Origin of the sequence: Streptomyces sp. SDT5-1 (assembly GCF_052245995.1) — a bacterium.
Lineage (GTDB): Bacteria > Actinomycetota > Actinomycetes > Streptomycetales > Streptomycetaceae > Streptomyces.
This window is the reverse complement of the sequence record NZ_CM125963.1, coordinates 6,211,608-6,238,038: the sequence shown is the minus strand read 5'-3', so window position 1 is coordinate 6,238,038 and position 26,431 is coordinate 6,211,608. Positions and strand designations below refer to the sequence as shown.

Annotated in this window: 28 protein-coding genes; 8 read left to right on the top strand and 20 right to left on the bottom strand. The window is 70.8% G+C overall.

Annotation, left to right across the window (positions count from 1 at the left end):
- The first annotated feature begins 84 nt into the window (after positions 1–84).
- Both ACTWJ8_RS28745 and ACTWJ8_RS28740 read left to right on the top strand, forming a co-directional pair.
- Positions 85–1,008 (top strand): LLM class F420-dependent oxidoreductase, encoded by a 924-nt coding sequence (locus tag ACTWJ8_RS28745; protein WP_356378406.1) that lies wholly within the window; start codon positions 85–87, stop codon positions 1,006–1,008.
- A gap of 215 nt (positions 1,009–1,223) precedes the next feature.
- Complete coding sequence (locus ACTWJ8_RS28740; RefSeq protein WP_443260628.1) at positions 1,224–1,433, top strand: hypothetical protein; 210 nt, start codon at positions 1,224–1,226, stop codon at positions 1,431–1,433.
- Positions 1,434–1,448: 15 nt separating this feature from the next.
- On the opposite strand, the gene ACTWJ8_RS28735 is transcribed toward ACTWJ8_RS28740, so the two are convergent.
- The 7 genes from ACTWJ8_RS28735 to ACTWJ8_RS28705 all read right to left on the bottom strand — a co-directional run bounded on the left by ACTWJ8_RS28735 (position 1,449) and on the right by ACTWJ8_RS28705 (position 8,793).
- Positions 1,449–1,955 carry a DUF6099 family protein gene (locus tag ACTWJ8_RS28735; RefSeq protein WP_356379675.1) on the bottom strand — a complete coding sequence of 169 codons (507 nt, stop codon included), beginning with the start codon at positions 1,953–1,955 and terminating at the stop codon, positions 1,449–1,451.
- 178 nt (positions 1,956–2,133) lie between these two features.
- Positions 2,134–2,559, bottom strand: a complete 426-nt coding sequence (locus tag ACTWJ8_RS28730; protein ID WP_356379672.1) for a nucleotide pyrophosphohydrolase — start codon at positions 2,557–2,559, stop codon at positions 2,134–2,136.
- Positions 2,560–2,588: 29 nt separating this feature from the next.
- The gene (locus ACTWJ8_RS28725) at positions 2,589–3,755 is read right to left on the bottom strand and encodes an ATP-binding protein (protein WP_443260627.1); all 1,167 of its coding nucleotides are present in this window, start codon (positions 3,753–3,755) and stop codon (positions 2,589–2,591) included.
- A gap of 129 nt (positions 3,756–3,884) precedes the next feature.
- The gene (locus ACTWJ8_RS28720; protein ID WP_356379669.1) at positions 3,885–4,265 is read right to left on the bottom strand and encodes a cell division protein SepF; all 381 of its coding nucleotides are present in this window, start codon (positions 4,263–4,265) and stop codon (positions 3,885–3,887) included.
- Positions 4,266–4,371: 106 nt separating this feature from the next.
- Complete coding sequence (locus ACTWJ8_RS28715; protein ID WP_356379666.1) at positions 4,372–5,130, bottom strand: ABC transporter ATP-binding protein; 759 nt, start codon at positions 5,128–5,130, stop codon at positions 4,372–4,374.
- A 153-nt stretch (positions 5,131–5,283) separates the two neighbouring features.
- Positions 5,284–6,612, bottom strand: coding sequence for a class I SAM-dependent RNA methyltransferase (locus ACTWJ8_RS28710; RefSeq protein ID WP_443260626.1), 1,329 nt, complete (start codon positions 6,610–6,612; stop codon positions 5,284–5,286).
- 135 nt (positions 6,613–6,747) lie between these two features.
- Positions 6,748–8,793, bottom strand: a complete 2,046-nt coding sequence (locus ACTWJ8_RS28705) for an APC family permease (protein ID WP_443260625.1) — start codon at positions 8,791–8,793, stop codon at positions 6,748–6,750.
- Between the two features lie 270 nt (positions 8,794–9,063).
- Here ACTWJ8_RS28705 and ACTWJ8_RS28700 point away from each other — a divergent pair, with 270 nt between their 5' ends.
- Together ACTWJ8_RS28700 and ACTWJ8_RS28695 are read left to right on the top strand one after the other, a co-directional pair.
- Positions 9,064–9,732: a potassium channel family protein gene (locus ACTWJ8_RS28700; protein WP_356378303.1), complete on the top strand. Its 669-nt coding sequence runs from the start codon at positions 9,064–9,066 to the stop codon at positions 9,730–9,732.
- Positions 9,732–10,403: a potassium channel family protein gene (locus tag ACTWJ8_RS28695; RefSeq protein ID WP_356378300.1), complete on the top strand. Its 672-nt coding sequence runs from the start codon at positions 9,732–9,734 to the stop codon at positions 10,401–10,403. The genes ACTWJ8_RS28700 and ACTWJ8_RS28695 overlap by 1 nt, the downstream gene beginning before the upstream one ends.
- Before the next feature lie 95 nt (positions 10,404–10,498).
- On the opposite strand, the gene ACTWJ8_RS28690 is transcribed toward ACTWJ8_RS28695, so the two are convergent.
- The 7 genes from ACTWJ8_RS28690 to ACTWJ8_RS28660 form a co-directional block, all read right to left on the bottom strand.
- On the bottom strand, positions 10,499–11,269 hold the full coding sequence (locus ACTWJ8_RS28690; protein WP_356378297.1) for a DUF3159 domain-containing protein: 771 nt from the start codon (positions 11,267–11,269) through the stop codon (positions 10,499–10,501).
- 3 nt (positions 11,270–11,272) lie between these two features.
- Positions 11,273–11,683, bottom strand: coding sequence for an OB-fold nucleic acid binding domain-containing protein (locus ACTWJ8_RS28685; protein ID WP_356378294.1), 411 nt, complete (start codon positions 11,681–11,683; stop codon positions 11,273–11,275).
- A 66-nt stretch (positions 11,684–11,749) separates the two neighbouring features.
- Positions 11,750–12,433 (bottom strand): response regulator, encoded by a 684-nt coding sequence (locus ACTWJ8_RS28680; protein WP_356378291.1) that lies wholly within the window; start codon positions 12,431–12,433, stop codon positions 11,750–11,752.
- A complete protein-coding gene (locus tag ACTWJ8_RS28675) occupies positions 12,430–15,000 on the bottom strand; it encodes a sensor histidine kinase KdpD (protein WP_356378288.1) in 2,571 nt (856 codons plus the stop codon). The genes ACTWJ8_RS28680 and ACTWJ8_RS28675 overlap by 4 nt, the downstream gene beginning before the upstream one ends.
- 168 nt (positions 15,001–15,168) lie before the next feature.
- Positions 15,169–15,918, bottom strand: a complete 750-nt coding sequence (locus tag ACTWJ8_RS28670) for a DUF3710 domain-containing protein (RefSeq protein WP_356378285.1) — start codon at positions 15,916–15,918, stop codon at positions 15,169–15,171.
- 1 nt (position 15,919) lies between these two features.
- Positions 15,920–16,462: a dUTP diphosphatase gene (gene dut, locus ACTWJ8_RS28665; RefSeq protein ID WP_356378282.1), complete on the bottom strand. Its 543-nt coding sequence runs from the start codon at positions 16,460–16,462 to the stop codon at positions 15,920–15,922.
- Complete coding sequence (locus ACTWJ8_RS28660) at positions 16,459–17,043, bottom strand: PaaI family thioesterase (RefSeq protein WP_356378279.1); 585 nt, start codon at positions 17,041–17,043, stop codon at positions 16,459–16,461. The genes dut and ACTWJ8_RS28660 overlap by 4 nt, the downstream gene beginning before the upstream one ends.
- A 58-nt stretch (positions 17,044–17,101) precedes the next feature.
- Between ACTWJ8_RS28660 and ACTWJ8_RS28655 the strand changes: the two genes are divergently transcribed.
- On the top strand, positions 17,102–17,551 hold the full coding sequence (locus tag ACTWJ8_RS28655) for a DUF3093 domain-containing protein (protein WP_356378276.1): 450 nt from the start codon (positions 17,102–17,104) through the stop codon (positions 17,549–17,551).
- Between the two features lie 10 nt (positions 17,552–17,561).
- On the opposite strand, the gene ACTWJ8_RS28650 is transcribed toward ACTWJ8_RS28655, so the two are convergent.
- From ACTWJ8_RS28650 to ACTWJ8_RS28635, 4 genes are all read right to left on the bottom strand, one after another.
- Positions 17,562–18,482, bottom strand: a complete 921-nt coding sequence (locus ACTWJ8_RS28650; RefSeq protein ID WP_356378273.1) for a hypothetical protein — start codon at positions 18,480–18,482, stop codon at positions 17,562–17,564.
- A gap of 13 nt (positions 18,483–18,495) precedes the next feature.
- Complete coding sequence (locus tag ACTWJ8_RS28645; RefSeq protein ID WP_018535993.1) at positions 18,496–18,792, bottom strand: DUF4193 domain-containing protein; 297 nt, start codon at positions 18,790–18,792, stop codon at positions 18,496–18,498.
- Between the two features lie 427 nt (positions 18,793–19,219).
- Positions 19,220–20,461, bottom strand: coding sequence for a sensor histidine kinase (locus ACTWJ8_RS28640; RefSeq protein WP_443260624.1), 1,242 nt, complete (start codon positions 20,459–20,461; stop codon positions 19,220–19,222).
- A 7-nt stretch (positions 20,462–20,468) separates the two neighbouring features.
- On the bottom strand, positions 20,469–21,122 hold the full coding sequence (locus tag ACTWJ8_RS28635) for a response regulator transcription factor (RefSeq protein WP_266714992.1): 654 nt from the start codon (positions 21,120–21,122) through the stop codon (positions 20,469–20,471).
- A 341-nt stretch (positions 21,123–21,463) separates the two neighbouring features.
- On the opposite strand from ACTWJ8_RS28635, the gene ACTWJ8_RS28630 reads away from it, so the two are divergent.
- Complete coding sequence (locus ACTWJ8_RS28630; RefSeq protein WP_356378267.1) at positions 21,464–21,637, top strand: hypothetical protein; 174 nt, start codon at positions 21,464–21,466, stop codon at positions 21,635–21,637.
- A gap of 132 nt (positions 21,638–21,769) precedes the next feature.
- On the opposite strand, the gene ACTWJ8_RS28625 is transcribed toward ACTWJ8_RS28630, so the two are convergent.
- Positions 21,770–22,591, bottom strand: a complete 822-nt coding sequence (locus ACTWJ8_RS28625) for an inositol monophosphatase family protein (protein WP_356379663.1) — start codon at positions 22,589–22,591, stop codon at positions 21,770–21,772.
- A gap of 40 nt (positions 22,592–22,631) precedes the next feature.
- The gene (locus tag ACTWJ8_RS28620) at positions 22,632–23,771 is read right to left on the bottom strand and encodes a ferrochelatase (RefSeq protein WP_356378264.1); all 1,140 of its coding nucleotides are present in this window, start codon (positions 23,769–23,771) and stop codon (positions 22,632–22,634) included.
- 105 nt (positions 23,772–23,876) lie between these two features.
- On the opposite strand from ACTWJ8_RS28620, the gene ACTWJ8_RS28615 reads away from it, so the two are divergent.
- Entirely contained in the window at positions 23,877–25,151 is a 1,275-nt protein-coding gene (locus ACTWJ8_RS28615; RefSeq protein ID WP_356378261.1) for an MFS transporter, read from the top strand.
- The gene (locus ACTWJ8_RS28610) at positions 25,081–26,430 is read left to right on the top strand and encodes a D-arabinono-1,4-lactone oxidase (protein ID WP_356378258.1); all 1,350 of its coding nucleotides are present in this window, start codon (positions 25,081–25,083) and stop codon (positions 26,428–26,430) included. Before ACTWJ8_RS28615 ends, ACTWJ8_RS28610 begins: the two co-directional genes overlap by 71 nt.
- Position 26,431 lies beyond the last annotated feature (1 nt).

Here is a 26,431-nt window from a genome sequence, read left to right as displayed (position 1 = left end):
GACGCCCTCACCACCATGGGATTTCGCCCGCTCGACGGTGTCCACGTCATCGAAGCGCGCACCCCTGACCTGCATGATGGGTGCATGGATCTTCGAGTGTTCACCGAACCGCAGCAGGGAGCGACCTACGAGACGCTGCTCCGCGTCGCCAAGGCCGCCGAGGACTTGAACTATGGAGCCTTTTTCCGGTCCGACCACTACCTCCACATGGGTTCCGTCGACGGGCTGCCCGGCCCCACGGACGCCTGGACGACGCTCGCCGGGCTCGCCCGTGAGACGCGCAGCATCCGGCTCGGCACCCTGATGACGGCCGGCACCTTCCGGCTGCCCGGCGTGCTCGCCATCCAGGTCGCCCAGGTCGACCAGATGTCCGGCGGCCGCGTCGAGTTGGGCCTCGGCTCCGGCTGGTACGAGGAGGAGCACACCGCGTACGGCATCCCGTTCCCGAAGGAGAAGTTCGGGCGCCTGGAGGAGCAGCTCGCCATCGTGACGGGCCTGTGGGAGACCCCGGTCGGGCAGCGCTTCAACTACGACGGCACGTACTACCAGTTGAAGGACTCCCCCGCCCTGCCGAAGCCCACCCAGCCGCGCGTCCCGATCCTCATCGGCGGCCACGGCGCCAAGAAGACCCCGGCGCTCGCCGCGAAGTACGCCACCGAGTTCAACATCCCCTTCGCCTCGATCTCCGACACCGAGCAGCAGTTCAAGCGCGTGAAGGCGGCGGCGGGCGAGTACGGCCGCGCCCAGGACGCGCTCACCTACTCCAATGCCCTCATCGCCTGCGTCGGCCGTGACGACGCCGAGGTCCGGCGCCGCGCCGACGCCATCGGCCGCGACGTCGACGAGCTGAAGGCCAATGGTCTGGCCGGTTCCCCCGCCGAGGTCGTGGAACGCCTCGCCGCATACCAAGCCGTTGGTTCGCAACGCATGTACCTCCAGATTCTCGACCTCGACGACCTGGACCACCTGGAGCTGATCGCCTCCGAAGTGGCCCGCCAACTGAACTGATCCGAGCGGCACGCCTCCTGGGCCCGCCGCCACGGTCGGGTGAAATCGCGTCAACCCGGCGCGTGGTGGCGGGGGCGTGCAGTGACTTGCCGACCCCCGTGATCGTTGACTCGGGCGGAGCCGGACCGCCCGGCCCCCGCGCCGGCGGTCGCTGCCGGGCGTCACGATGCGTCAACCGCCCTCGCCACGGGAGGGCCGGGGCCGAGGAGGCCGCCATGTCCCAGGAAGCCGTACCCGATCAGGCAGCCGAGCCCGACCCGCTCGTGCCCGCTCCCGCGCCCGCGCCGGAGCAGGAGGGTGCGCCCAAGGGTCTGTTGCAGCAGATGGAAGAGCTGATGGCCGCGCTCAACGCCGATCTGTCGCAGCTCGACGCCGATCTGCAACAACCGCCGGGGACTTCGCGGCCCGCCGACGACGACGTCTGAGCCGGACGCCCGCCGTCACGCCGCCGAGTCCGAGTCCGCGTCCGGCTCGGGCTCCCGGTCGGCGAGGGGCAGCGCACGGCCGCGCTCCTGCGGCAGCCGCTGCAGTATGTCGAGGATTCTGTCCCTCGACTCGTCCGCCGCGTCGATCGCCTCCATGCACTGCCAGTAGGCCCCCTCCTCGAACGACTCGCTCGCCACCCCGACCAGCGCGATGCCCACGTCACCGAGCAGGGCACCGAGATCCGTCAACGCCTGGTGCACATCGCCAAGACCGGTCAGCTGCGCCGCCCGTATCCCCCCGGCTCCCACGACCGGCGTCGCGGATCCGCCGCTGCCGCGCGCTCCCGCCTCACTGAGTCCGATGGCCTCGCCCCGCAGCTCCGGTGGTCCCTGCATCGCAAGGCGACTCCCGATCGCCTGTGCCAGTGCCTGTGCCTGCCATGCCTCCCTCATGATGTCGGGCGGATCCTGGCTCTCCGCCAGGGCCCGTCGGCCGACCCCGATGAGTCGTACCGCATCCATCGCGTCCCCGTCCGTCTCCCGCCGAACTCCTTCGTCCACTACTCAGAGTGAAGGCACGCGAGCCAAAAAGCTAGGGGAAGCCCGAAATCTGTGGACACCAGGGACGATGTGGATAAGTCCCTGACTCCGGAGAGTGACATTCGACGATATCCCGCCCCGCGGCGGGCAGTTGGCGGAGTCAGTCCGCCCTCTCCGCCGACTCCTCCCCCGCACCCTCCGTCGGCCCCTGCGCCGGTCCGTCCTCCCGCCGCTTCGCCGGGAACCGCCGCTCGTTGCGGTCGATCTTCGCGGAGAGCGCGGCCAACGCGTCGACGCCCAGCACCTCGCACAGCTGCAACAGATACGCGAGGACGTCGGCGATCTCGTCCTCGACCCGGTGCGCGGAGTCCGGGTCCTCCATCACGCGCGCCGACTGCTCGGGCGTCAACCACTGGAAGATCTCGACCAGTTCGGCCGCCTCGACGCTCAGCGCGGTCGCCAGGTTCTTCGGCGTGTGGAAGGGCTGCCAGTCGCGGGCGACCGCGAACCGCGCCAGCCGCGCCTGCAGCCCGGCCACATCGAGCGGACGCTCGGCGCCCTCCTGCCCCGAGTCGGCGCCGGCCACGGTCCCGTTCACTTCGTCACGTTCCTCGTTCACCGCCCCAGGTCTACCATCGCCGCCCCCGCCGACCGCGCTCCCCGCTCCGCCTCCGACCCCTCGCCCATCGCCGCGACGAGCCGGATGTGGCCGCGGGCGCACATCCGGGCGGCGAGCGCGGTGAGTTCGGCGCACTGCGTGCGGTCGAGGCCCCGGTCGAAGCCGTCCGCGAGCACGGTGAGGCTCTGATACGCCTCGGGCACCTCGGCCACCGCGTCGACGGCCAGCACCCGCGGCCCGGTCAGCAGGACGAGCGCGAGGGCGAGATACCTCAACTCCCCGTCCGCGAGCCGCTCCACCGGACTCACCACCCCGTCGCCGCGGTCCACGACCGCCCGTACGTACCCGTCACCCGTGGGCTCCGCCCGTACGTCGGCCACGGGCCCCACGAGCCCGGCGCGGGCCGCCGCGACGAGCAGCGCGTGCCGGTGGCCGCACTCGGAGCCGGTGCGGCGCAGCACGGCGGCGAGGTTGTCGCAGCCGCTGTGCAGCCGGTCGGCGACGGCGCGGACCGGCGTCCGCATCCGCGCGGGGTCGGGGTCGCAGGAGAAGGTGGAGCGCAGGCCGACGACGACCTGTTCCGCCGCGGCGAGCACCTTGCGCTGCCCCTCGGTGCGGCCCGCGACGCGCAGCGGGAGCATCGCCGTACCGAGCAGGTCGTCCGGGAGCGGACCACGCGTGACGGGCACGGACCCCGCGGTGTGCCAGGCGGCCTGCACGTCGCGCCGGCCCGGATCGCGCAGGGCGGTCTCCAGGTACGTGATGTCGGGCCCGGTCAACCGCTCGCCCACGACGCGGAGTTCGGGCTCCGCCTGGACGGCGAGGTCGAGGCGCACCGGCCCGACGGGGCCCTCGACGGTGCAGCCGATGTGGAAGCCGCGGCGCTTGCCCGCGTCGGGCCGGGCGCGCTCGGGAACGTAGGCGCGGGGGTCGGGGAACACGTCCGCCAGGTTCGCCCCGCCGCCGAGTCCGGCGAGCGCCGCGAAGGCGCGCAGCACGCTGGTCTTACCGCTGCCGCTGGGTCCTGACAGGGCGGTGAAGGGGCCGAGGGGGATGGCGGTGCCGCGGTGCCGGGCGAAGGCGGAGAGCCTGATCCGGGTCACGCGCGGGCGGTTCGGGGACGGACCGGGGAGCGGTGGCGCGCCTCGGCGGAGCACGGTCATGGGATGAACGTAGGCGGGTCACGCGGCGCAGAACCGTTTGCGCTGGGCGGCTTCCTACGATCGGGCGACTATGCCTGTCGGGCTTGCCCGGCCGTCCACCCCACGCCCCTCACGGGTGTCGACGAGCCGTCAGGAGACGGCGCCCTGCACCAGCCCCTGCACCTCGGTACCGGGAGGCGCCAGGAGGAAGACGTTGCGGTCGACGCGGTGCATGCCGCAGCCGAGGCCCATGACGACGCCGCTGCTGAAGTCCAGGACCCGCTTGGCCACTTCGGTCTCGGCGCCGGTCAGGTCGAGCAGCACCGGGATGCCGGACATCACGGTCTCCGCGACCTCGCGCGCGTCACCGAAGACGTTGATGCGCAGCACCACGAAGCGGCGACGCGGTTCCGTCTCCGCCTCCGGCATCGCCCTGTGGTCGACCGCGGACGGCCACTCGTTGCGGCTGCGCAGCGGCACGACCTGGGCGAGCCCTTCCCACTGTTCGTCGGTGACGTCGTGGCTGTTCAGTTCCCCCACCCCGTTTGGGCTCGCACCGTTGTCTGCACCGCCCAATTCTTACGCGATGTAACCCGTTCGGCCCAACACCGACACGGTACGGAGCCCGTGGGTCCGGTCACACCTGGTCGCCGGAGCGTGCCAGCCAGCGCCCGCCGTGCCTGCTGACCTCGATGGGACGACCGAAGCAGGCCGTCATCAGGTCCTTGGTCAGCACGTCGTCCACCGCACCACGCGCGAGGACGCGTCCTTCGCGCAGCAGCAGCGCGTGGCTGATGGCGGGGGACAGCTCTTCGAGGTGGTGCGTGACGGTGACGGTGGCCAACTCGGGCCGCCCGGCCGCGAGCTGACGCATCGTGTCGATGAGGTCCTCGCGCGAGGGCAGGTCGAGCGCGTTGAACGGCTCGTCGAGCAGCAGCAGCGCCGGGTCCGCCATGAGGGCACGCGCGATGAGGAGGCGGGCGCGCTGGCCGCCGGAGCACACCCCGTACGGGCGGTCGGCGAGCTCCTTGATCTGCAGCTCGGCGAGGAGCGCGTGGGCCCGCTCGCGCACCTCGTCGTCGTACGACTTCCAGAGCGGCTGGACGGTGCCGCTGTGGCCCGTGAGGACGACGGTGTGGCCCGGCAGGTCCTGCGGGACGCGCTGCGAGGTGGAAACGTGGCCGATGAGGGCGCGCAGTTCACGGACGTCGACGCGCCCGAGCCGGTGCCCGAGGACCTCGACGGTGCCGGTGGTGGGGTGGTTCGTGGCACCGACGAGCCGCAGGATGCTGGTCTTGCCCGCGCCGTTCGGCCCGAGCAGCGCCCAGTGCTCGCCGGAGCGCACGGTCCAGTCGATGCCGTCGAGGATGACCTGACCGGTGGTGTACCGCCGCATGCTCACACCGTCGAGTGCGGCCACGGCACGGCTCTGGTTCTCGTTCACGGCGCCTCCTGCCTCATCGCGAGTTCGCGTCCGAGACGGAGGGTAGCTGCGCACTGCACTTATCCCGGCGGGCGTCCAATGCGTGGACGCCCCGCCCGGATGTCGTCACCGCCCCTTGTCGGCCGGCTCCAGGATCGCGACGCACTCGACGTGGTGCGTCATCGGGAACAGATCGAACGCCCGCAGCGTCCGCACCCGGTAGCCGCCCTCCCGGAAGTACCCCAGGTCGCGGGCGAGGGCGGCCGGGTCGCAGGCGACGTAGGCGATGCGTCGGGCGCCGAGGGTCGTGAGGTGGGAGACCGTCTGCTTGCCCGCGCCCGCGCGCGGCGGGTCGAGGACGATCAGGTCGACCTCGGTGATGCCGGTGCGCGGCAGGACCGACTCGACCTTGCCCTGCTCGATGCGGACCCGGTCGAACGCGTCCAGGTTGTGCCGGGCGTCCTCGACCGCGCGCTTGCCGGACTCGATGCCGAGCACCGCGCCCTTGTCGCCGATCCGGTCCGCGAGCGCGCCGGCGAACAGGCCGACGCCGCAGTACAGGTCGAGCGCCATGTCGCCCTTGCGCGGCAGCAGGCCCTGCATGACGGCGCGCATCAGCGTGTCCGCCGCCTTCGGGTGCACCTGCCAGAAGCCGCCGCTGCCAACGCGGTACGTGCGGTCGTCGGCGCGCTCACGCACGAAGGGGCGGCCGTGGACGCGGTGCACGCGCCCGTCCTTCTCGCCGACGCGCATGACGGAGACCGGCTTGTCCAGCTCCACGATGGGGAGGCGGGCGCCGGGCTTCGGCGTGAGGATCACCTGCCGGTCCTGGGAGCCGCTCGCCGCGATGGCCTCGACCGTCTCCATGCCGGACCAGTCGCGCTGCTCGATGCCCAGCTCGGACACGCCCTCGGCCGCGATCATGCAGTGCTCGATCGGCTCGACCTCGTGGGAGCGGTGGCGGCGCAGGCCCGCGTTGCCGTCAACATCGATCGCGTACTGGACGCGGGTGCGCCACTGCGGGACCTCGCCCGCCGGAAGCTTGTCGCCCTCGGCCGGCATGACCGTGCCGTCCCAGCCGGCCTCCTCGGGGGTGAGGCCCGCGAGGCGCTTCAGCTGCTCGGCGATGACCTCGCCCTTGAGGCGGCGCTGCGCGCCGGGCTTGGCGTGCTGCCAGTCGCAGCCGCCGCAGCGGCCGGGGCCGGAGTACGGGCAGGGCGCCTCGACGCGGTCCTTGGCCGCTTCCAGGATCCGCACGGCGTCGGCGCGCAGGAAGCGCGCGCCCTCCTCGCCCTCGGTCACCCGCGCCACGACGCGCTCGCCGGGCAGCGTGTGCCGGACGAAGAGGACCTGGCCCTCGGCGGTGCGCGCGATGCAGTGGCCACCGTGCGCGACGGGGCCGACCTCGACCTCGTACTCCTCCCCCACCAGTGACTTCGTCGGTTCTGCCTGCATGGCGGGGCTCCAGTACGTAAGGGGAAGTTCTTCGGTGTCGCGGCCGCGACACGAAAGCGGCCGGACAACAGCCGACCAGTTTACGTGGCTGTCGTCCGGCCGCTCACCAGGGCGCGGGGCCGGGCACGGGGCCGGCTACTTCGAGCTGGGCTCCTTCGGCCGCTTCTCGACGGGGCCGCGGCGCACGGCGCCCGGCGCGTTCCACTCGGAGCGCCGGCGGGCCCGCTTCTTGGCGGCCTCGGACGACTCCAGCTGGTACGGCACGGAGGTCACCATGATGCCGGGCGTGAAGAGCAGGCGGCCCTTCAGGCGCAGGGCGCTCTGGTTGTGCAGCAGATGCTCGTACCAGTGGCCGACCACGTACTCGGGGATGATCACGCTGACCGCGTCGCGCGGGGACTCCTTGCGGAGGTTCTTGACGTACTCGATGATCGGCCGGGTGATCTCCCGGTAGGGCGAGTCGAGAACCTTGAGCGGTACGTCGATGCCTCGACGCTCCCACTCGTCCCTCAAGGTCTTCGTCTCGACTGGATCAACATTGACGCTGAGCGCCTCCAGCGTGTCCGTACGCATCAACTTGGCGTACGCGAGTGCCCGCAGCGTCGGACGGTGGATCTTCGACACCAGGACGATCGAATGCACGCGCGAGGGGCGCACGCTGTCGTCCGTCGGCGTCTCCGGGGCGGCGATCTCCTCGGCCACCCGGTCGTAGTGCCTGCGGATCACGGTCATCGTCACGAAGAAGATGACCATGCCGAGCAGGGCGACCCAGGCGCCGTGCGTGAACTTCGTGAGGAGGACGACCACGAGGACCAGGCCGGTCAGGAACGCGCCGAAGGTGTTGATCGCCCGTGAGCGGACCATGTGGCGGCGCTTGGCGGGGTCCCGCTCGGTCGCCAGGTGCCGGTTCCAGTGCCGGACCATGCCGATCTGGCTGAGCGTGAAGGACACGAACACGCCGACGATGTAGAGCTGGATCAGGCGGGTCGAGTCGGCCCCGTAGATGACGACCAGGAGCGCCGCAGCGCCCGCGAGCAGCACGATGCCGTTGGAGAACGCGAGGCGGTCGCCGCGGGTGTGCAGCTGGCGCGGCAGGTAGCGGTCCTGGGCGAGGATCGAGCCGAGCAGCGGGAAGCCGTTGTACGCGGTGTTGGCCGCGAGGAAGAGCACGAGGGCGGTGGCCGCCGCGAGGATCAGGAACATGAAGCTGCCGCCGCCGAAGACCGCCTCGGCGACCTGCGAGATCACCGGGTCCTGGACGAATCCGGAGCCGACGGACGCGCCGTTGTGGATCAGGTCCTTCGCCGGGTTCTCGGCCATCCGTACGTCGGTCACGAGGGCGAGCCCGATGATGCCGCAGAACATGGTGACGGCGAGGCCGCCCATGAGGGCGAGAGTGCTCGCCGCGTTCTTCGACTTGGGCTTGCGGAAGGCCGGCACGCCGTTGGAGATCGCCTCGACACCGGTCAGCGCCGCACATCCGGAGGAGAAGGCGCGCAGCAACAGGAAGACGAGCGCGATGCCGGCGATGCCCTGGTGCTCGGCCTTGATGTGGAAGTCGGCGGTGGGCGCCTTCATGGTGTCGCCGAGGACGAGCCCGCGGAAGGCACCCCAGACGATCATGATGAAGACGCCGGCCACGAAGACGTACGTGGGGATGGCGAAGAGCTTGCCCGACTCCTTCACGCCACGCAGGTTCATCAGGGTCAGGAGCAGGATCACGGCGACCGCGCACAGCACCTTGTGCTCGACCACGAAGGGGATCGCGGAGCCGAGGTTCTCGATGCCGGAGGAGATCGACACGGCCACGGTCAGGACGTAGTCGACGAGCAGGGCGCTCGCGACGGTGAGTCCCGCCTTCGGGCCGAGGTTGGTGTTCGCCACCTCGTAGTCGCCGCCGCCGCTCGGGTACGCGTGGACGTTCTGGCGGTACGAGGCGACGACCGTGAACATCAGCACGACGACCGCGACGGCGATCCAGGGGCTGAAGTGATAGGCCGACACGCCCGCGATGGACAGGACCAGCAGGACCTCGCCTGGCGCATAGGCCACGGAGGACAGCGGGTCGGAGGCGAAAACGGGGAGAGCGATGCGCTTCGGCAGGAGCGTTTCTCCCAGCCGGTCGCTGCGCAGTGCGCGCCCGATCAAGATCCGTTTGGGCACGTCGGTCAGTTTGGACACGGAGAGGATCGTAAGCGTTCGAACGGGGGGCCGCCCACCCACCACCCCCATTCAGCTTCGTGCTCTGCGCCACGCCTCGCGTGATCTACCTGCCGACGCGAAGGCGGAGTTCTCCTGCATAGCCGATACGGTGGTCCCGAGCGCGAGCCGCACAGCAGCCCGCATCGTGCCCGAGATCGAGCCGCACCGGCTGGACCGAGCCGCGAGAGAGAGACATGAGCAGGACGTTTACGCAGGTCAGAAGGCCTATGAGGAGTGCGGGGTAGGGCCGTGCATATCGTGATCATGGGCTGTGGCCGAGTAGGGTCCCAACTCGCCCAGACCCTGGAACAGCAGGGCCACACGGTCGCCGTGGTCGATCAGGACCCGACGGCGTTCCGGCGCCTGGGTTCGGGCTTCGGCGGTCGTCGTGTCACCGGCGTCGGCTTCGACCAGGACACCCTGCGCGAAGCGGGCATCGAGGAGGCCGGCGCCTTCGCCGCCGTCTCCAGCGGTGACAACTCGAACATCATCGCCGCGCGGGTGGCCCGCGAGATGTTCGGCATCGAGAACGTGGCGGCGCGCATCTACGACCCCCGCCGCGCGGAGGTCTACCAGCGCCTCGGCATCCCGACGGTCGCCACGGTCCGCTGGACCGCCGACCAGATGCTGCGGCGCCTGCTGCCGTCCGGCGCTGAGCCGCTGTGGCGGGATCCCACCGGCGGCGTACAGCTCGCCGAGGTGCACGCCTCGGACTCCTGGATCGGCCAGAAGATCAGCCGCCTCCAGGAGGAGACCGGCGTGCGCGTCGCGTTCCTGACCCGGCTCGGCGAGGCGATCCTGCCGACGTCGCAGACGGTGCTGCAGGAGGGCGACCTCGTGCACGTGATGATGCGCACGGACGACGTGGAGAAGGTCGAGGCGGCGTTCGCCGAAGGCCCTGAGGAGGGCGGTCACTGATGAGGGTCGCCATTGCCGGAGCCGGGGCGGTCGGCCGCTCCATCGCGGGCGAGCTGCTCGAGAACGGTCACGAGGTGCTCCTCGTCGACAAGGCCCCGACCGCCATCTCGGTCGAGCGCGTCCCGCAGGCGGAGTGGCTGCTCGCCGACGCCTGCGAGATCACGTCCCTGGACGAGGCGGCGCTCCAGCGCTGCAACGTGGTCATCGCGGCCACCGGCGACGACAAGGTCAACCTGGTCGTCTCGCTGCTCGCGAAGACCGAGTACGGGGTCCCGCGGGTCGTCGCCCGCGTGAACAACCCGAAGAACGAGTGGCTCTTCAACGAGTCGTGGGGCGTGGACGTGGCCGTCTCGACGCCGCGCCTGATGTCGGCGCTCGTCGAGGAGGCCGTCAGCGTCGGCGACCTGGTCCGTCTGCTGCGCTTCAGTCACGGCGACGCGAACCTGGTGGAGCTGACGCTCCCGCCGGAGTCGGCGCTCGCCGGCACGCGCGTGGGCGACGTCCAGTGGCCGCAGGACACGTCCCTGGTGACGATCATCCGCGGCGCCCGCGTGCTGGCCCCCAGCCAGGAGGACTCGCTGGAGGCGGGCGACGAGCTGCTGTTCGTCGCCGCGCAGGCCCGCGAGGAACAGCTGGAGGACCTGCTCTCGGTGCGGCGCGAGGACGCGTAGCGCGTTGAACAAAGGCGGCGGCCCCGAGCATCTCGCTCGGGGCCGCCGCCTTTGTCGTTCAGTGCCGTACGAGGCAGTTCAGTGCCGTACGAGGATCAGGCCTCGCGGCGGTGACGCGCGCGGCCGCCCGCCTCGGCGCCCGCGGCCTCCGCCTTCTCACGGTCGGCCTCCTTCTGGCGCTCGGCCTCCTCCATCTCCGCGAAGACGTCGATGGGGGCGGGCGCCTTCGCGAGGAAGACCCAGGTGAGCCACACGGCGAGCAGGAACGGCGGGATCTTCAACGCGACGAGGACCCAGCCGAATTGGGTCGTGTCCGCCCACCAGTAGAGCGGGAAGAGGATCGCGCACTTGGCCAGAAGAATGAGCCCCCAGGCCCAACTCGCCTTGGCGTACGCCTTCTTGCGCCCCGGATTGCGGGTGCGCCAGGACAGGTTCTCCTTGAAGACCGGGCCCAGGATGAGCCCGATCAGCGGAACGCCGCACAAGGTCGTGACGATGTACGCGAGCGCGAGGCCCAGCGTGTAGAGCATGCCCGGCAGATAGAAGTCCTTGGCGTTGCCGGTCATCATCGCGAAGACGACACCGAAGGCGACGCCGAAGACGCCGCTGAAGGCGTGCTTGACGGTGTCCTTCATGACCAGCCGCACAGCGACCAGGACCAGGGACACCGCGAGGGCCGCGATGGCCGACATGTGCAGGTCCTTGTTGACCGTGAAGATGCTCACGAAGAGGAGGCCGGGCAGGACGGTCTCCACCATGCCCCGCACGCCGCCGAAGGCCTCGAAGAGCGCGGCCTCGGTCACGGACTTGTCCGTCACGTCCTGGCCTGTGGGTTCGCGGTCGGTCGGCTTGTCGAGGGACGTCACCGGCTACTCCCGTCCGAGCGGTCTGAGTTCGTACTTCGGATTGAACAGCACCCTACGACCCCGGCTCATCGAGATCCGTCCCGAAGCTATGAGTTTGCGCCCCGGCTCGATCCCGACGATCGAGCGCCTGCCGAGCCACACCACGTCCAGGGCGGCCGAGCCGTCGAACAACTCCGCCTCCAGCGCGGGGACTCCGGCGCGTGGTCGCAGGGTTACCGTGCGCAACGTACCAGTAACGGTGACCATTTGTCGGTCCGAGCAGTCGTCGATGCGCGTGCAGCCGGTCGTCTCCGAGTCCTCGCGCAGCTCCTCGGACTCCAGGTCCTCCTGGGAACTGGACAGCCTGTCGAGCATGCGCCGGAATCGGCCCGCCGGCTTCTCCGACGGCCTGTCGGAACGAGGAACAGCACTCATACTGGAAGCGTACCTGGGCCCTGTGACACGGTCGTACTCGCTGGTGTACCCCGCTCGGGCCCGCCCTCACCGTTCGAATCGGTACCCCATGCCGGGTTCCGTCACGAAGTGCCGCGGATGCGAGGGGTCCGTCTCCAACTTGCGTCGCAGCTGCGCCATGTACACCCGCAGATAGTTGGTCTCGGTCCCGTACGAGGGCCCCCACACCTCCTGCAGCAGCTGCTTCTGGCTGACCAGGCGGCCCGTGTTGCGCACGAGGACCTCCAGGAGGTGCCATTCGGTCGGGGTCAGGCGCACGTCGTGCCCGCCCCTGTTGACCTTCTTGGCGGCCATGTCGACCGTGAAGTCGGAGGTCTCGACGATCCCCTCGTCCTCGGCTCCCCCGGTGGGCTCCGCGCGGCGCACGGCGGCCCGCAGCCGGGCCAGGAGCTCGTCCATGCCGAAGGGCTTCGTGACGTAGTCGTCCGCGCCCGCGTCGAGCGCCTCGACCTTCTCGTCGGACGAGTGACGCGCGGACAGCACGAGGATCGGCACGCGGGTCCAGCCGCGCAGCCCCTTGATCACCTCGACGCCGTCCATGTCGGGCAGGCCCAGGTCGAGGACGACCACGTCGGGGTGGCGGGCGGCGGCGAGCTGAAGCGCCTGCGCGCCGTCGGTGGCGGCGTCGACCTCGTACTTGCGCGCCTTCAGGTTGATGACGAGCGCGCGGACGATCTGCGGCTCGTCGTCCACCACGAGCACCCGGGTCATGCGTTCCTGCCTCTCTGGGGTCCTGCTGCGGTCGGTTCGGCCTCCGGGGCGTCCGGGGCGGCGCGGGCCGCGGCCCGCAGGGTCAGGACCATGGTGAGCCCGCCTCCTGGTGTGTCCTCCGCGCCGAGGGTGCCTCCCATCGCCTCCGTGAAGCCGCGCGCCACGGCGAGGCCGAGGCCGACCCCGGCGCCGCGCGGAGCGTCACCGTAGCGCTGGAAGGGGGCGAATATCCGGTCCTTGGCGTCGTCCGGGACGCCGGGCCCGCGGTCCACCACGCGCAGCTCCACGCGGTCACCGAGCGCGCTCGCCGAGACCAGTACAGGTTGATCGGGCGGGCTGTACTTGACCGCGTTCTCGACGACATTCGCGACGGCCCGCTCCAGAAGGCCCTTGTCAACACTCACCATGGGGAGCGTCTCGGGCACGTCCAGATCGACGCTGAGGTCCGGGTCGGGTACGCCGACCAGGGCCAGCGGCACGACCTCGTCGAGGTCGACCTCGCGGATGAGCGGGGTGACGGTGCCGGTCTGGAGGCGCGACATGTCGAGCAGGTTCCCGACGAGGTGGTCGAGCCGGTCGGCGCCCTCCTCGATGCCGGCGAGCAGCTCCGCCTGGTCCTCGGGCGACCAGTCGACGTCCTCGGAGCGCAGGGACGACACGGACGCCTTGATGCTCGCCAGCGGCGTGCGCAGGTCGTGCGAGACGGCCGCCAGCAGGGCCGTACGGATGCGGTTGCCCTCGGCGAGGGTGCGCGCCCGGTCGGCCTCGCTCTGGAGGCGCTGGCGGTCGAGCACGACGGCGGCCTGCGCGGCGAACGCGGCGAGCACGCGCCGGTCCTCCGCGGGCAGCACCCTCCCGGTCAGGGCGAGCGCCATGTGGTCGCCGACCGGCATGTCGACGTCGGCGTCCTCGGGCCGGCCGAGAGACTGCGGGCCCACGCTCGCGGCGCAGGTCCACGGCTCGGTGTCGCCCTCCCGCTCCAGGAGGGCGACGGACTCCATGGCGAAGGTCTCCCGTACGCGTTCGAGCAGGGTCTCCAGGCTGCTGTCGCCCCGCAGCACGCTGCCCGCGAGGAAGGAGAGGATCTCGGACTCGGCGCGCAGCCTGGCGGCCTGGTGGGTGCGCCGCGCCGCGATGTCGACGACCGAGGCCACGGACACCGCGACCCCTACGAAGATCACGATGGCGACGATGTTGCGCGGGTCGGCGATGGTCCACAGGTGCAGCGGCGGCGTGAAGAAGTAGTTCAACAGCAGCGAGCCGAAGGCGGCCGACGCGAGCGCCGGGAGCAGCCCGCCGACCAGCGCGGCGGCGACCGTCAGCGACAGGAACAGCAGCATGTCGTTGGCGAGGCCGAGGTCGCTGTGGGTGTGCGTGAGGACCAGGGCGAGCAGGGCGGGCCCTCCGACGCCGATGAGCCAGCCCCACACGATCCGGGAGCGGCCGAGCCGGGCGCCTCGAGCCACGGGGAGGCCGCGCCCCTTGGCGACCTCGTCGTGCGTGACGATGTGCACGTCGAGGTCGGGCCCCGACTCGCGGGCGACGGTGGCGCCGACGCCGGGGCCGAACATGTACTGCCAGGTCTTGCGGCGCGAGGAGCCGAGGACGATCTGGGTGGCGTTGACGCCGCGGGCGAACTCCAGGAGGGCCGCCGGGATGTCGTCGCCGATGACGTGGTGGAACGTGCCGCCCAGGTCCTCGACCAGGGTGCGCTGGACGGCCAGTTCCTTGGGCGACGCGGCGGTGAGGCCGTCGCTGCGCGCGATGTAGACCGCGAGAACCTCGCCGCCCGCGCCCTTCTCGGCGAGCCGCGCCGCGCGCCTGATCAACGTACGACCCTCGGGTCCGCCGGTCAGGCCGACGACGATGCGCTCGCGGGCCTGCCAGGTGGAGCGGATGTTGTGCTCGCCCCGGTACTCCTGGAGGTACTCGTCGGCCCGGTCGGCGACCCACAGGAGGGCCAACTCCCGCAGCGCGGTGAGGTTTCCGGGGCGGAAGTAGTTGGAGAGCGCCGCGTCGACCTTGTCGGGCTTGTAGATGTTGCCGTGGGCCATGCGGCGGCGCAGCGCCTGGGGCGACATGTCGACGAGCTCGATCTGGTCGGCTCTACGGACGACCTCGTCGGGGACCGTCTCCCGTTGACGTACACCAGTGATCGAATCAACCACATCGCCGAGTGACTCAAGATGCTGGATGTTGACGGTCGATATGACGTCGATGCCCGCACCAAGCAGTTCCTCGACGTCCTGCCAGCGCTTGGCGTTGCGCGAGCCCGGCACGTTCGTGTGGGCCAGCTCGTCGACGAGGGCGACGGCGGGGGCGCGCCGAAGTACGGCGTCCACGTCCATTTCGTGGAAGACGGTCCCCCGGTACGCCAGCTCCTTGCGGGGTATCTGCTCCAGGCCGTGCAGCATCACCTCGGTGCGCGGCCGGTCGTGGTGCTCGACGAACGCGACGACGCAGTCCGTGCCCCGCTCCACCCGGCGGTGCGCCTCGGACAGCATCGCGTACGTCTTGCCGACGCCCGGCGCGGAACCGAGGTAGATCCGAAGCTTGCCGCGTCCCATGAACCTGAGCCTAAGGCCAGTGAACTGTGCAAATGGGGCGGAGGACGGCCGTGCGGGCGGCTTTGACGCAACCCTGATGCGGCGCGCGTGCTCCCTGACGTGCGAAACCGGGGCCCGCACCCTCACGGATGCGCGGCCCCGGTGACGTACTGCTGCGAAGCGAGAGCCTCAGCGGACCTCGGTGATCTCCGGGCCGCGGGCCAGCTGGCCCATGCCGCCGGAGAAGCGGGACGGCTCCTGGCTCTCGCCCTGGGCCTCGGCGACCATCTGCGCGTCGTCGGGGAGCTTGAGGACGATCGGGTCGCGCGGGGCCATCGGGCCCTCCCCGCGCACCACGACGGTGTCCCGGAAGATCTGCTCGAGCAGCCCCGCGGCCTGCGGCTGCACCGCGCCCTGGCCGGAGATCACGCCGCGCAGGAACCAGCGCGGGCCGTCCACGCCGATGAACCGCACGACCTGGAAGCCGCCCGTGCCGTCCGGCAGCTGCACCGGCACCTGGGCCCGCAGCTCCCAGCCGAGCGGACCCTCGACCTCGTCGATCACACCACCCTGCTGGGTGATGCCGGAGGCGATCTCCTCACGGACCTCGCCCCAGATGCCCTCCTTCTTGGGGGCGGCGAAGGCCTGCAGCTGGATCGCGCTGTCCTGGAGCACGACGGTGGCCGCGACGATCGCGTCGCCCGCGACCTCCACGCGCAGCTCCATGCCCTCCACGCCCGGGACGAAGATTCCGCCCAGGTCCACCCGGCCCTCGCCGGGCTCACGGACCTCGGAGTCGTCCCAGGGGCCGTCGGGACGGGGCTCGGGCTCGAGCCGGACGCGCTCCGGCTCGGCGTCCGTGTCGACGCTGTCGACGACCTGCTCGGTCTCGCCGGCCGCATCCTCGGCGGCGCCGTTCTTGTTACGACGTCCGAACACGTCACTGTCCTTCCCGGTCGGATACGACCGAAGCGTATCGATTCCCACCCTTTTGACCGTCCGCGCCGTTTCCGGCGACGGCCGGGTCACCCACGGCGGCGTGCCCGCCGGTGGACCCGAAGCCCCCCTCGGCCCGCACCGAATCGGGAAGCTCCGCGACCTCCTGGAAGCGGACCCTCTCGACCTGCTGGACGACCAGTTGGGCAATCCGGTCGAAGCGCTCGAACCGCACGCTCTCGCGCGGATCGAGATTCACCACGATCACCTTGATCTCCCCACGGTACCCGGCATCCACCGTCCCTGGGGCATTCACCAGAGCCACACCACAGCGTGCTGCGAGGCCCGATCTGGGGTGCACGAAGGCCGCGTACCCCTCGGGCAGCGCGACAGACACGCCGGTGGGCAGAACGACCCGCTCCCCGGGCGCGAGTTCGCACGCCTCGGTGGTCCGCAGGTCGGCTCCCGCGTCACCGGGGTGCGCGTACGAAGGCAGCGGTACGTCGGGGTCGACGCGCCGCACCTGAACGTCCAGCGGCTGATTCACGGATTCACCTCGAAGGCGCGGGCGCGCCTGACCTGGTCGGGGTCGCTCATCGCCGCCTGGATCTCTTCCTCACGGCCGTTCTCGATGAAGTGGTCGACCTTGACCTCGATGAAGAGGGCGTCGGCGCGCACGGCGACGGGCCCGTCGGGGCCGCCGATCCGGCCGGTCGCGGTCGAGTAGATCTTGCGCCCGGCGACGGCCGTGACCTCGGCGGACAGGAACAGCACCGTGTCGACGGGCACCGGCCGCACGAAGTCGGTCTCCAGGCGGCCCGTGACGGCGATGGCCTGGAGCAGCCAGTTCAGGGAGCCGAGCGTCTCGTCCAGCGCGGTCGCGAGGATCCCGCCGTGCGCGAGGCCCGGCGCGCCCTGGTGGGCGGGGCGCACGGTGAACTCGGCGGTGACGGTGACTCCTTCACCGGCCCGCGCCTCCAGGTGCAGCCCGTGCGGTTGCTCGCCGCCGCAGCCGAAACAGTGTCCGTAGTGCGCGCCGAGGAGCTCGCCGGGGGCGGGCGCGTCGGGGTGCCGCACCGGGGCTATGGCGTCGGCAGGGGGCGTCAGAGCTGCAGAAGTACCACTCACAGCCGCAGACCTTACCCGCGCGTCCTATCAGTCCACGCATCATGCCAAGCTTGACCCCATGGAGCTCTCGACGACGCCTTACGACGAACGACTCACCGCGCCCCGTTCGTGGTGGTTGATCACGTTCATGGTCGGGGTCGTCGGAGCCATCATCCTGCTGCCCTTCGGCACGCTTCCGCTGCTCGGCGGCTTCGTGGGCGGACTGCTCATCGCGGCCGTGATCACGAGCTCGTACGGGTCGGCGCGGATCCGTGTCGTCGCGGACTCGCTGGTCGCGGGCGACGCGAAGATCCCGCTGTCGGCCCTCGGCGAGGTGCAGGTCCTGGACGCGGAGGAGGCGCGCGCCTGGCGCACCCACAAGGCCGATCCGCGCGCCTTCATGCTGCTGCGCAGCTACGTGACGACCGCGGTGCGGGCCGAGATCACCGATCCGTCGGACCCGACCCCGTACGTGTATCTGTCGACGCGCGAACCTGAAGCTTTGGCAAAGGCTCTGCGCGGCGCCTGAGCGGGGCCGGTCAGGCGCCGATCTCCAGGGCGTCCGGCGGCTCCTCCAGGGGCGGCAGCTCGCTCAGTGACTCCCAGGGCACCTGGTGCCTTCTCAGGTCCTCACGCACCCGGTCGGCGAGCTTCTTGGTGTCGCGCCGGTTCATGAACGCGCCCACGGCCGCTCCGATCATGAACGGGGTGAGGCTCGGCAGGTTACGGACCGTCCGCTTCATGATCTGCTGGCGCAGTTCGCGCTTCATCTGTCCGCCGAGCGCGGCGTTGATCGTCGCGGGCTTGGCGACGTCGATCCCGCGCTCCTCGGTCCACGCGGTCAGGTAGGCGGTGCTGCGGGCCTTCAGGTTGCCCGGCGGACGCAGCCCGTAGACCTCGTGCAGCTCGGCGATCAGCTTCAGCTCGATCGCGGCCACACCGGTGACCTCGGCGGCGAGTTCGGTCGGCATCGCGGGCGGTACGGGCAGCATCGCGGCGGCACCGACTCCCGCGCCCACGGTGGATGTGGCGACGGACGCGCCCGCGACCAGCTTGTCCGCGAGGCGCTCGGGGTCGAGCCCCGGGAACTGCCTGCGGAGGGTCGCCAGGTCCCGCACGGGAACCCGCGGCGCGTTCTCGATGATCCGGTCGGCGATGTAGCCGATTCCGGCCTTGGCGGCGGCGCCGCCCTTGGCCAGCCCCGTCCTGGCCGTTCTGGCGCTTCTCGCGACGGCGCCGCCTCTGCGCGCACCGTCGTCGCTGCCGGCCTTCGGCAGGTGGCCCGGCCCCCGGTCGTCCGCCGATTCGAGCGAGGCCTCTTCTCCGGGTGCACCGAGTGCGTCCGGTGCTCCTGGGAGAGAGCCTCGCTCGTCGTCACGCACGGCCTCTGACGGGCCTTGTGCCGCCCCACGGAGCTTCTTGCGGGAACGGCGCTTCCAGGGCGGGGTCGAGCTGGTCATGCCCGACCCTGCCTCAGTCGCAGTCGCGGCAGATCGGCTGCCCGTTCTTCTCCCGCGCGAGCTGGCTGCGGTGGTGCACCAGGAAGCAGCTCATGCAGGTGAACTCGTCCTGCTGCTTGGGCAGGACACGGACGGCCAGCTCCTCGTTCGAGAGGTCGGCGCCCGGAAGCTCCAGGCCCTCGGCGGCCTCGAACTCGTCCACGTCGACGTTCGACGCGGACTTGTCGTTCCGCCGGGACTTCAGTTCTTCGATGCTGTCCTCGTTGAGGTCGTCATCGGTCTTACGTGGGGTGTCGTAATCCGTTGCCATGTCGCTCTCCCCCTCTGGGTGTCTGCGGTGTCTCAAGCGCCGTAACGCATGAGAGGCCGGACTTGTGCCCGACCTGAGGCGGAGATTTTGCCTCACATCAAGGTCTGTTACTCAATCGACACCCAACTGGACCCCTCACGAGTGATCGTCTTGGGTGGCGAACGGGACCGTACACGGTCCGATTGCCGCACTGCACGGGCGCCACCCCGTGTACTTCCCGTGATCAAGGCGCCCGAAAACCCGGATTTTCCCGGCTTTCTGGCGGCTTTTGTGATCACGGAGAGTGGACGGCCGAAAAAATGCCCATGTGATCGATCACACAGGACGCTCCCCGGCGCAGGTCCGGAAAATTCAGCCAAAAGCGAACGCCCTCAGCGCGTCGGCGGAAGCATGTCAGATCGCTGCGCGGGACGCACGTCGAACCGGCCTAGATCGGCAGGGTGACCCGCATCACGAGCCCACCCCCCTCGCGCGGCTCCGCGGTGATCCGCCCGCCGTGCGCGCGAGCGACCGACCGGGCGATGGAGAGGCCGAGGCCGACGCCCTTGTCGCTGCCGGTGCGCTCGGTGCGCAGCCGCCGGAACGGCTCGAAGAGGTTGTCGATCTCGTACGCGGGGACCACCGGGCCCGTGTTGGCGACCACCAGGACCGCCTGGCCGTGCTGGGCCTCCGTGTCCACCTGCACCCATCCCCCTTCGGGGATGTTGTAGCGGACGGCGTTCTGCACGAGGTTCAGGGCGATGCGCTCCAGGAGCACGCCATTGCCCTGGATCACCGCCTCCTTGCGCTCGCCGAGGATCTCCACGTGCTTCTCGTCGGCCTCGGCCCTGGCCTGGTCGATCGCCTGCGAGGCGACCTCCGCCAGGTCAACGGGCTTGCGCTCGACGATCTGGTTGTCGCTGCGGGCGAGCAGCAGCAGGCCCTCCACGAGCTGCTCGCTGCGCTCGTTGGTGGCGAGCAGCGTCTTGCCGAGCTGCTGGAGCTCCACGGGCGCGCCCGGGTCGGAGAGGTGCACCTCGAGGAGCGTGCGGTTGATCGCGAGCGGGGTGCGCAGCTCGTGCGACGCGTTGCCGACGAAGCGCTGCTGCGCCGTGAAGGCACGCTCGAGGCGGTCCAGCATCTCGTCGAAGGTGTCCGACAGCTCCTTCAGCTCGTCGTCGGGGCCGTCCAGCTCGATGCGGCGCGTCAGGTCCGTGCCGGCGACCCGGCGCGCGGTGCGCGTGATCCGGCCGAGCGGGGACAGGACGCGGCCCGCCATGGCGTAGCCGAAGGCGAAGGCGATGACGGCGAGGCCCATGAGGGCCATCAGGGAGCGGCTGAGCAGGACGTCGAGCGCGTGTTGACGCTGCTTGTTGACGCAGTCGTTCATCAGGTCGTTCAGCTCGCTCGCCGAGATGTTCCCCGGCGGGAAGTTGCAGCTGGTGCTGATGACGTGCCCGTCGGTGACCTTGAACGGCAGGTCGCCGCCCACGTCGAGGGCCTGCGCGGCCAGCAGGTAGATGATCGAGAGCAGCAGGATGCCCGCGATCAGGAACATGCCGCCGTACAGCAGCGTGAGCCTTATGCGGATCGTCGGGCGGAGCCAGGGGAACGGCGGCTCGGCCTTCGTCCCGGGCTTCCAGGTCGGTTTCGGTGGCGCCGAGGAAGGGGGCGCTGGTGCGGCGGCCATGCAGGGATCAGATCCGGTAGCCCGAGCCGGGCACGGTGACGATGACGGCGGGCTCGCCCAGCTTGCGGCGCAGGGTCATCACGGTGACCCGCACGACGTTGGTGAACGGGTCCGTGTTCTCGTCCCAGGCCTTCTCAAGGAGCTGCTCGGCGGAGACGACGGCGCCCTCGCTGCGCAGCAGCACCTCCAGGACGGCGAACTCCTTCGGGGCGAGCTGGATCTCCTTGCCGTCCCTGAACACCTCGCGGCGGTTCGGGTCGAGCTTGATCCCCGCGCGCTCCAGGACGGGCGGCAGCGGCATGCTCGTACGCCGCCCGAGGGCCCGTACGCGGGCCGTCAGCTCGCTGAACGCGAAGGGCTTGGGCAGATAGTCGTCCGCCCCGATCTCCAGTCCCTCCACCCGGTCGCTGACGTCGCCGGAGGCGGTCAGCATCAGGATGCGGGTGGGCATGCCCAGCTCGACGAGCTTGCGGGCGACGTCGTCGCCGTGCACGAGCGGGAGGTCGCGGTCGAGGACGACCACGTCGTAGTCGTTGACGCCGATGCGCTCCAGGGCGGCCGCACCGTCGTACACGACGTCGACGGCCATGGCCTCCCGGCGGAGTCCGGTGGCCACCGCATCGGCGAGCAGCTGCTCGTCCTCGACGACGAGTACGCGCACGTCGCTTGTCCTTCCTCTGGTCGCCCGCCGGCGCGTTTCTCGGGCACACGGGCGGGTCCGGTCTTCTGGGTGTGCTCCCCATCCTGCCCCTTTCGGCCATAAACCGGCTGTAAGACGGTCGGGCGTCCGGGGAATGCGGGATTTTCTGCGTGGGTTGAGGTTTCTGCGGAACGGAGCTTGGGGAGGACGGCTTTACACCCGCGATCACGCTTTGTATGTGGCATGCCACGAGCCGCTGTCGAGACCGCACACCCGCCAGGGGCGACTCGGGACGTGATCGACCCTTCCTAGGGCACACCCCCGTGCCACCGACCCACGACCCAGGACGAGGGGGCGCAACCATGGACGCATTCACGGCAGGACTTCTGCAGCGCATTAGGGCGGCCGAGACCGACCTGACGCGGGCGCGCGAGACCGGTGACGACTTCCTCGCAGAGGTCGAGCAGGGCGAGCTGGACGACCTCCGCCGCCTGGCCGCCGAGCACGGCGTGGAGGTTCACGCCTCGAGCGTCTGACGCACGCGCGCAGAGGGCCCCGGCGCCTGGTTCGATCCAGGCGGGCGCCGGGGCCCTTTCGTGTGTGCTCGGCCCCGTACGCGCTCGCGCGTGCAGTGCCGCTGTGCCGTTGCGTGCCGGGAGGCGGAACGGTCAGTCGTGCCAGGCGCCGAGCTCTTCCAGCCAGTTCTGGAGCGGCTCGAAGACGCCGGGAGGCGCCGCGACCGTCAGCTCCGGCGAGAGCGCCTCTCCGGGGCGGCCGCCGGTACGGGCGCCCGCCTCGCGCGCGATGAGGTCGCCCGCCGCGAAGTCCCAGGGGTTCAGGCCGCGTTCGTAGTAGGCGTCGAGGCGGCCGACCGCCACGTCGCACAGGTCGATCGCGGCAGAGCCGCCGCGCCGGATGTCGCGCACGCGCGGCACCAGCTTGCCCAGCACCTCGGCCTGGCGGGCGCGGCGCGCCTCCAGGTAGCCGAATCCGGTGCCGACCAGGGCCTGTTCGAGAGGCGGCGCCACGCGCGTGCGCGCGGGCCTGTCGTTCACGAACGCGCCCCCGCCGAGGACCGCCCGGTAGGTCTCGCCGCGCATCGGGGCGGCGACGACGCCGACGATCGTCTCGCCGTCCTTGCGGGCCGCGATGGAGACGGACCACTCGGGGCGCCCGTACAGGTAGTTGACGGTGCCGTCGATGGGGTCGATCACCCACTGGACGCCGCTGGTGCCCTCGCTGGAGGCGCCCTCCTCGCCGAGCACCCCGTCGTCGGGGCGGCGCTCGGCCAGGTAGTCCGTGATCAGCTTCTCGGACGCGATGTCCATCTCGGTGACGACGTCGACGGCGCTCGTCTTGGTGGCGGCGACGCCGAGGTCCTCGGGCCTGCCGTCGCGCAGGAACACACCGGCTCGGCCGGCCGCCTCCAGGGCGACCTCGAGCAGCTCCGCCTTGAGGGACGCGAGCTCGTCGGCGGCGGGGGCGGCCATGGAGGCCTCAGGGGCCTTGGGGTCGGTCACGTGACTGTCCTTACGCGTACGGGCTGTCGGCGCCGGCCGCAGCGGGCTTGGGGGTGCGGGCGGGGCAGCAGCCCACGGGGCACAGGTCGTGGCTCGCGCCGAGCGCGCCCAGGGCGCAGGGCGTGACGGCCTCGTCCCGCTCGGTGGCGGCCCGCTCCAGGGTCAACTCCCGTACGGCGGCGGCGAAGCGGGGGTCGGCTCCGACGGTGGCGGAGCGGCGCACCGGCAGGCCCAGCTCCGCGGCCTTAGCCTCGGCCTCGGTGTCGAGGTCGTAGAGGACCTCCATGTGGTCCGAGACAAAGCCGATGGGCGCCATGACGACGGCCGGGACGCCCGCCGCGTGGCGCTCCTCCAGGTGGTCGCAGATGTCGGGCTCGAGCCACGGGATGTGCGGGGCGCCGGAGCGCGACTGGTAGACGAGCTGCCAGGGGTGGTCGACGCCGGTCTCCTCGCGCACCGCGTCCGCGATGAGCCGCGCGACGTCCAGGTGCTGCTTCACGTACGCGCCGCCGTCGCCGTGCTCCTCGGTGCGCCCGGAGGTGTCGGCCGCCGCGGTCGGGATGGAGTGCGTGGTGAACGCGATGTGCGCGCCGTCCCTGACGTCCTCGGGAAGGTCGGCGAGGGACTTCAGGACGCCGTCGATCATGGGGCGAACGAAGCCGGGGTGGTTGAAGTAGTGCCGCAGCTTGTCGATCTTCGGCAGCTCCAGGCCCTCTGCCTCCAGGGTCGCGAGCGCGTCCGCGAGGTTCTCGCGGTACTGGCGGCAGCCCGAGTACGAGGCGTAGGCGCTGGTGGCGAGGACGAGGACGCGGCGGTGGCCGTCGGTGACCATCTCGCGCAGGGTGTCCGTCAGGTACGGCGCCCAGTTCCGGTTGCCCCAGTAGACCGGCAGCTCCAGGCCGTGGTCGGCGAAGTCCTTGCGCAGGGCGTCGAGCAGCGCCCTGTTCTGGTCGTTGATGGGGCTGACCCCGCCGAACAGGAAGTAGTGCTGCCCGACCTCCTTGAGCCGCTCCTTGGGGATGCCCCGGCCGCGCGTCACGTTCTCCAGGAACGGGACGACGTCGTCGGGGCCTTCGGGGCCGCCGAACGAGAGCAGCAGCAGGGCGTCGTAGGGGCGGGCGTCGGGGCTGGCAGCGTGCGCGTCTGGCATGACTTCGATCCTGCCACCCGGCACTGACAGGCGGAAAACCGCGTGTCCCCGCGTCGCGGCGCGCGTAAGCTGTATCGACCGCTTTTACGCCTTACCGGAGTCGAGTTGCCCAGTCCCTATCGCGCCATCTTCGCCCTGCCCGGAACCAAGAGTTTCTCCGCGGCGGGGCTGCTCGGCCGTATGCCGCTGTCGATGATGGGCATCGGCATCGTCACGATGGTCTCCCAGCTGACCGGGCGCTACGGGCTTGCCGGCGCCCTGTCCGCGACGGTGGCGCTCTCCGCCGCGCTGATCGGCCCCCAGATCTCCCGGCTCGTCGACCGGCACGGCCAGCGGCGTGTGCTCCGCCCGGCCACGCTGGTCTCGCTCGTCGCGGTCGCCGGGCTCCTGCTGTGCGCCAAGTACGAGGCGCCGGACTGGACCCTCTTCGCCTGCGCCGCCCTCGTGGGCTGTGTGCCGAGCGTGGGATCGATGATCCGGGCGCGCTGGGCGGCCCTCTACGGGAGCGTGCCGCGGCAGCTGCACACCGCGTACTCCTTCGAGTCGGTCCTGGACGAGGTGTGCTTCGTGTTCGGGCCGATCATCTCGATCGGCCTGTCCACGGTGTGGTTCCCGGAGGCGGGTCCCCTTCTGGCGGGCTGTTTCCTCGCGGTCGGCGTCTTCTGGCTGACCTCGCAGCGGGCCACCGAGCCGGTGCCGCACCCGCGTGAGCAGCACAGCCCCGGATCGGCGCTCCGCGCGGGCGGCTTGCAGGTCCTGGTGGCGACCTTCGTCGCGACGGGCGCGATCTTCGGGTCGATCGACGTGGTCACCGTGGCCTTCGCCGAGGACCTCGGGCACAAGTCGTCGGCCAGCGTGGTGCTCGCCGTGTACGCGGCGGGCTCCTGCCTCGCCGGTGCCCTGTTCGGCCTGCTGCACTTCAAGGGGGCGCCCGCCCCCAGGTGGCTGGTGGGTGTCGTCACGATGGCCGTGAGTATGATCCCCCTCCAACTGGTCGGGAACCTGCCACTCCTGGCCGTGGCGCTCTTCGTCGCGGGCCTGTCCGTCGCACCGACGATGATCACGACGATGGCCCTCGTCGAGCAGCACGTACCTCGCGCGAAGCTGACCGAGGGCATGACCTGGGTGAGCACCGGACTCTCGGTCGGCGTCGCGCTCGGTTCCTCCGTGGCCGGCTGGGTGATCGACGCGGCCGGTGCGGACGCCGGGTACGCGGTGCCGGGAGTCTCCGGCGGCGTCGCGGTCCTCGTGGGGCTCCTGGGCTACCGCCGGCTGAAGCGGCCGGTTCCGCAGCGGGGAGGAAGCACCGATGAGCAGGGCACTGAGGGGCACGCCGGGCACGCAGACGGGCAGCCGGACGAACAGCCAAGCCTGGCGTAACTGGGCGGGGAACGTCACCTCACGCCCCGTACGCGAAGTGGCCCCGGCCTCCGTCGAGGAGCTGACCGCGGCGGTGCGCGCCGCGGCGGAGGACGGCCTGAAGGTGAAGGCCGTCGGCTCGGGCCACTCCTTCACCGCGGCGGCCGCGACGGACGGCGTCTTGATACGCCCTCAACTGTTGACCGGCATACGCAGCATTGACCGGGAGAACGGGACCGTCACGGTCGAGGCCGGTACACCGCTCAAGCGACTCAACATGGCCCTGGCCCGCGAGGGCCTGTCGCTCACGAACATGGGCGACATCATGGAGCAGACCGTCTCCGGCGCCACCAGCACCGGCACGCACGGCACGGGCCGCGACTCCGCGTCGATCGCCGCGCAGATCAAGGGCCTCGAGCTGGTCACCGCGAGCGGTGAGCTCCTCACCTGTTCCGAGAAGGAGAACCCCGAGGTCTTCGCCGCCGCCCGGATCGGCATCGGCGCCCTCGGCATCGTCACGGCGATCACCTTCGCCGTGGAGCCGATCTTCCTGCTCTCCGCGCGCGAGGAGCCGATGAGCCTCGACCGGGTGCTCACGGACTTCGACGAGCTGCACGCCGAGAACGAGCACTTCGAGTTCTACTGGTTCCCGCACACGGGCAACTGCAACACCAAGCGCAACAACCGCAGCGCGGGCCCGGAGGCCCCGGTCTCGAAGCTCAGCGGCTTCGTCGAGGACGAGCTGCTCTCCAACGGCCTGTTCCAGGTGGTCAACACCATCGGCCGCGCCGTGCCCGCCACGATCCCGTCGATCGCCAAGGTCTCCAGCAGGGCGCTGTCCTCCCGTACGTACACGGACATCCCCTACAAGGTCTTCACATCGCCGCGCCGGGTGCGTTTCGTGGAGATGGAGTACGCGGTTCCGCGCGCGGCCCTGGTGGACACGTTGCGCGAGTTGAAGTCCATGGTTGACCGGTCACGTCTGCGGATCAGCTTCCCCGTCGAGGTCCGCACCGCCCCGGCCGACGACATCGCGCTGTCCACGGCGTCCGACCGCGACACCGCCTATGTCGCCGTGCACATGTACAAGGGCACGCCCTACCACCGGTACTTCACAGCGGCCGAGCAGATCTTCACCGCCCATGAGGGCCGCCCCCACTGGGGCAAGATGCACACGCGCGACGCCGAGTACTTCGCGCGCGCGTACCCGCGCTTCGGCGAGTTCACGGCGCTGCGCGACCGCCTGGACCCGGACCGCGTGTTCGGCAATGCCTATCTGCGGCGGGTCCTCGGCGACTGAT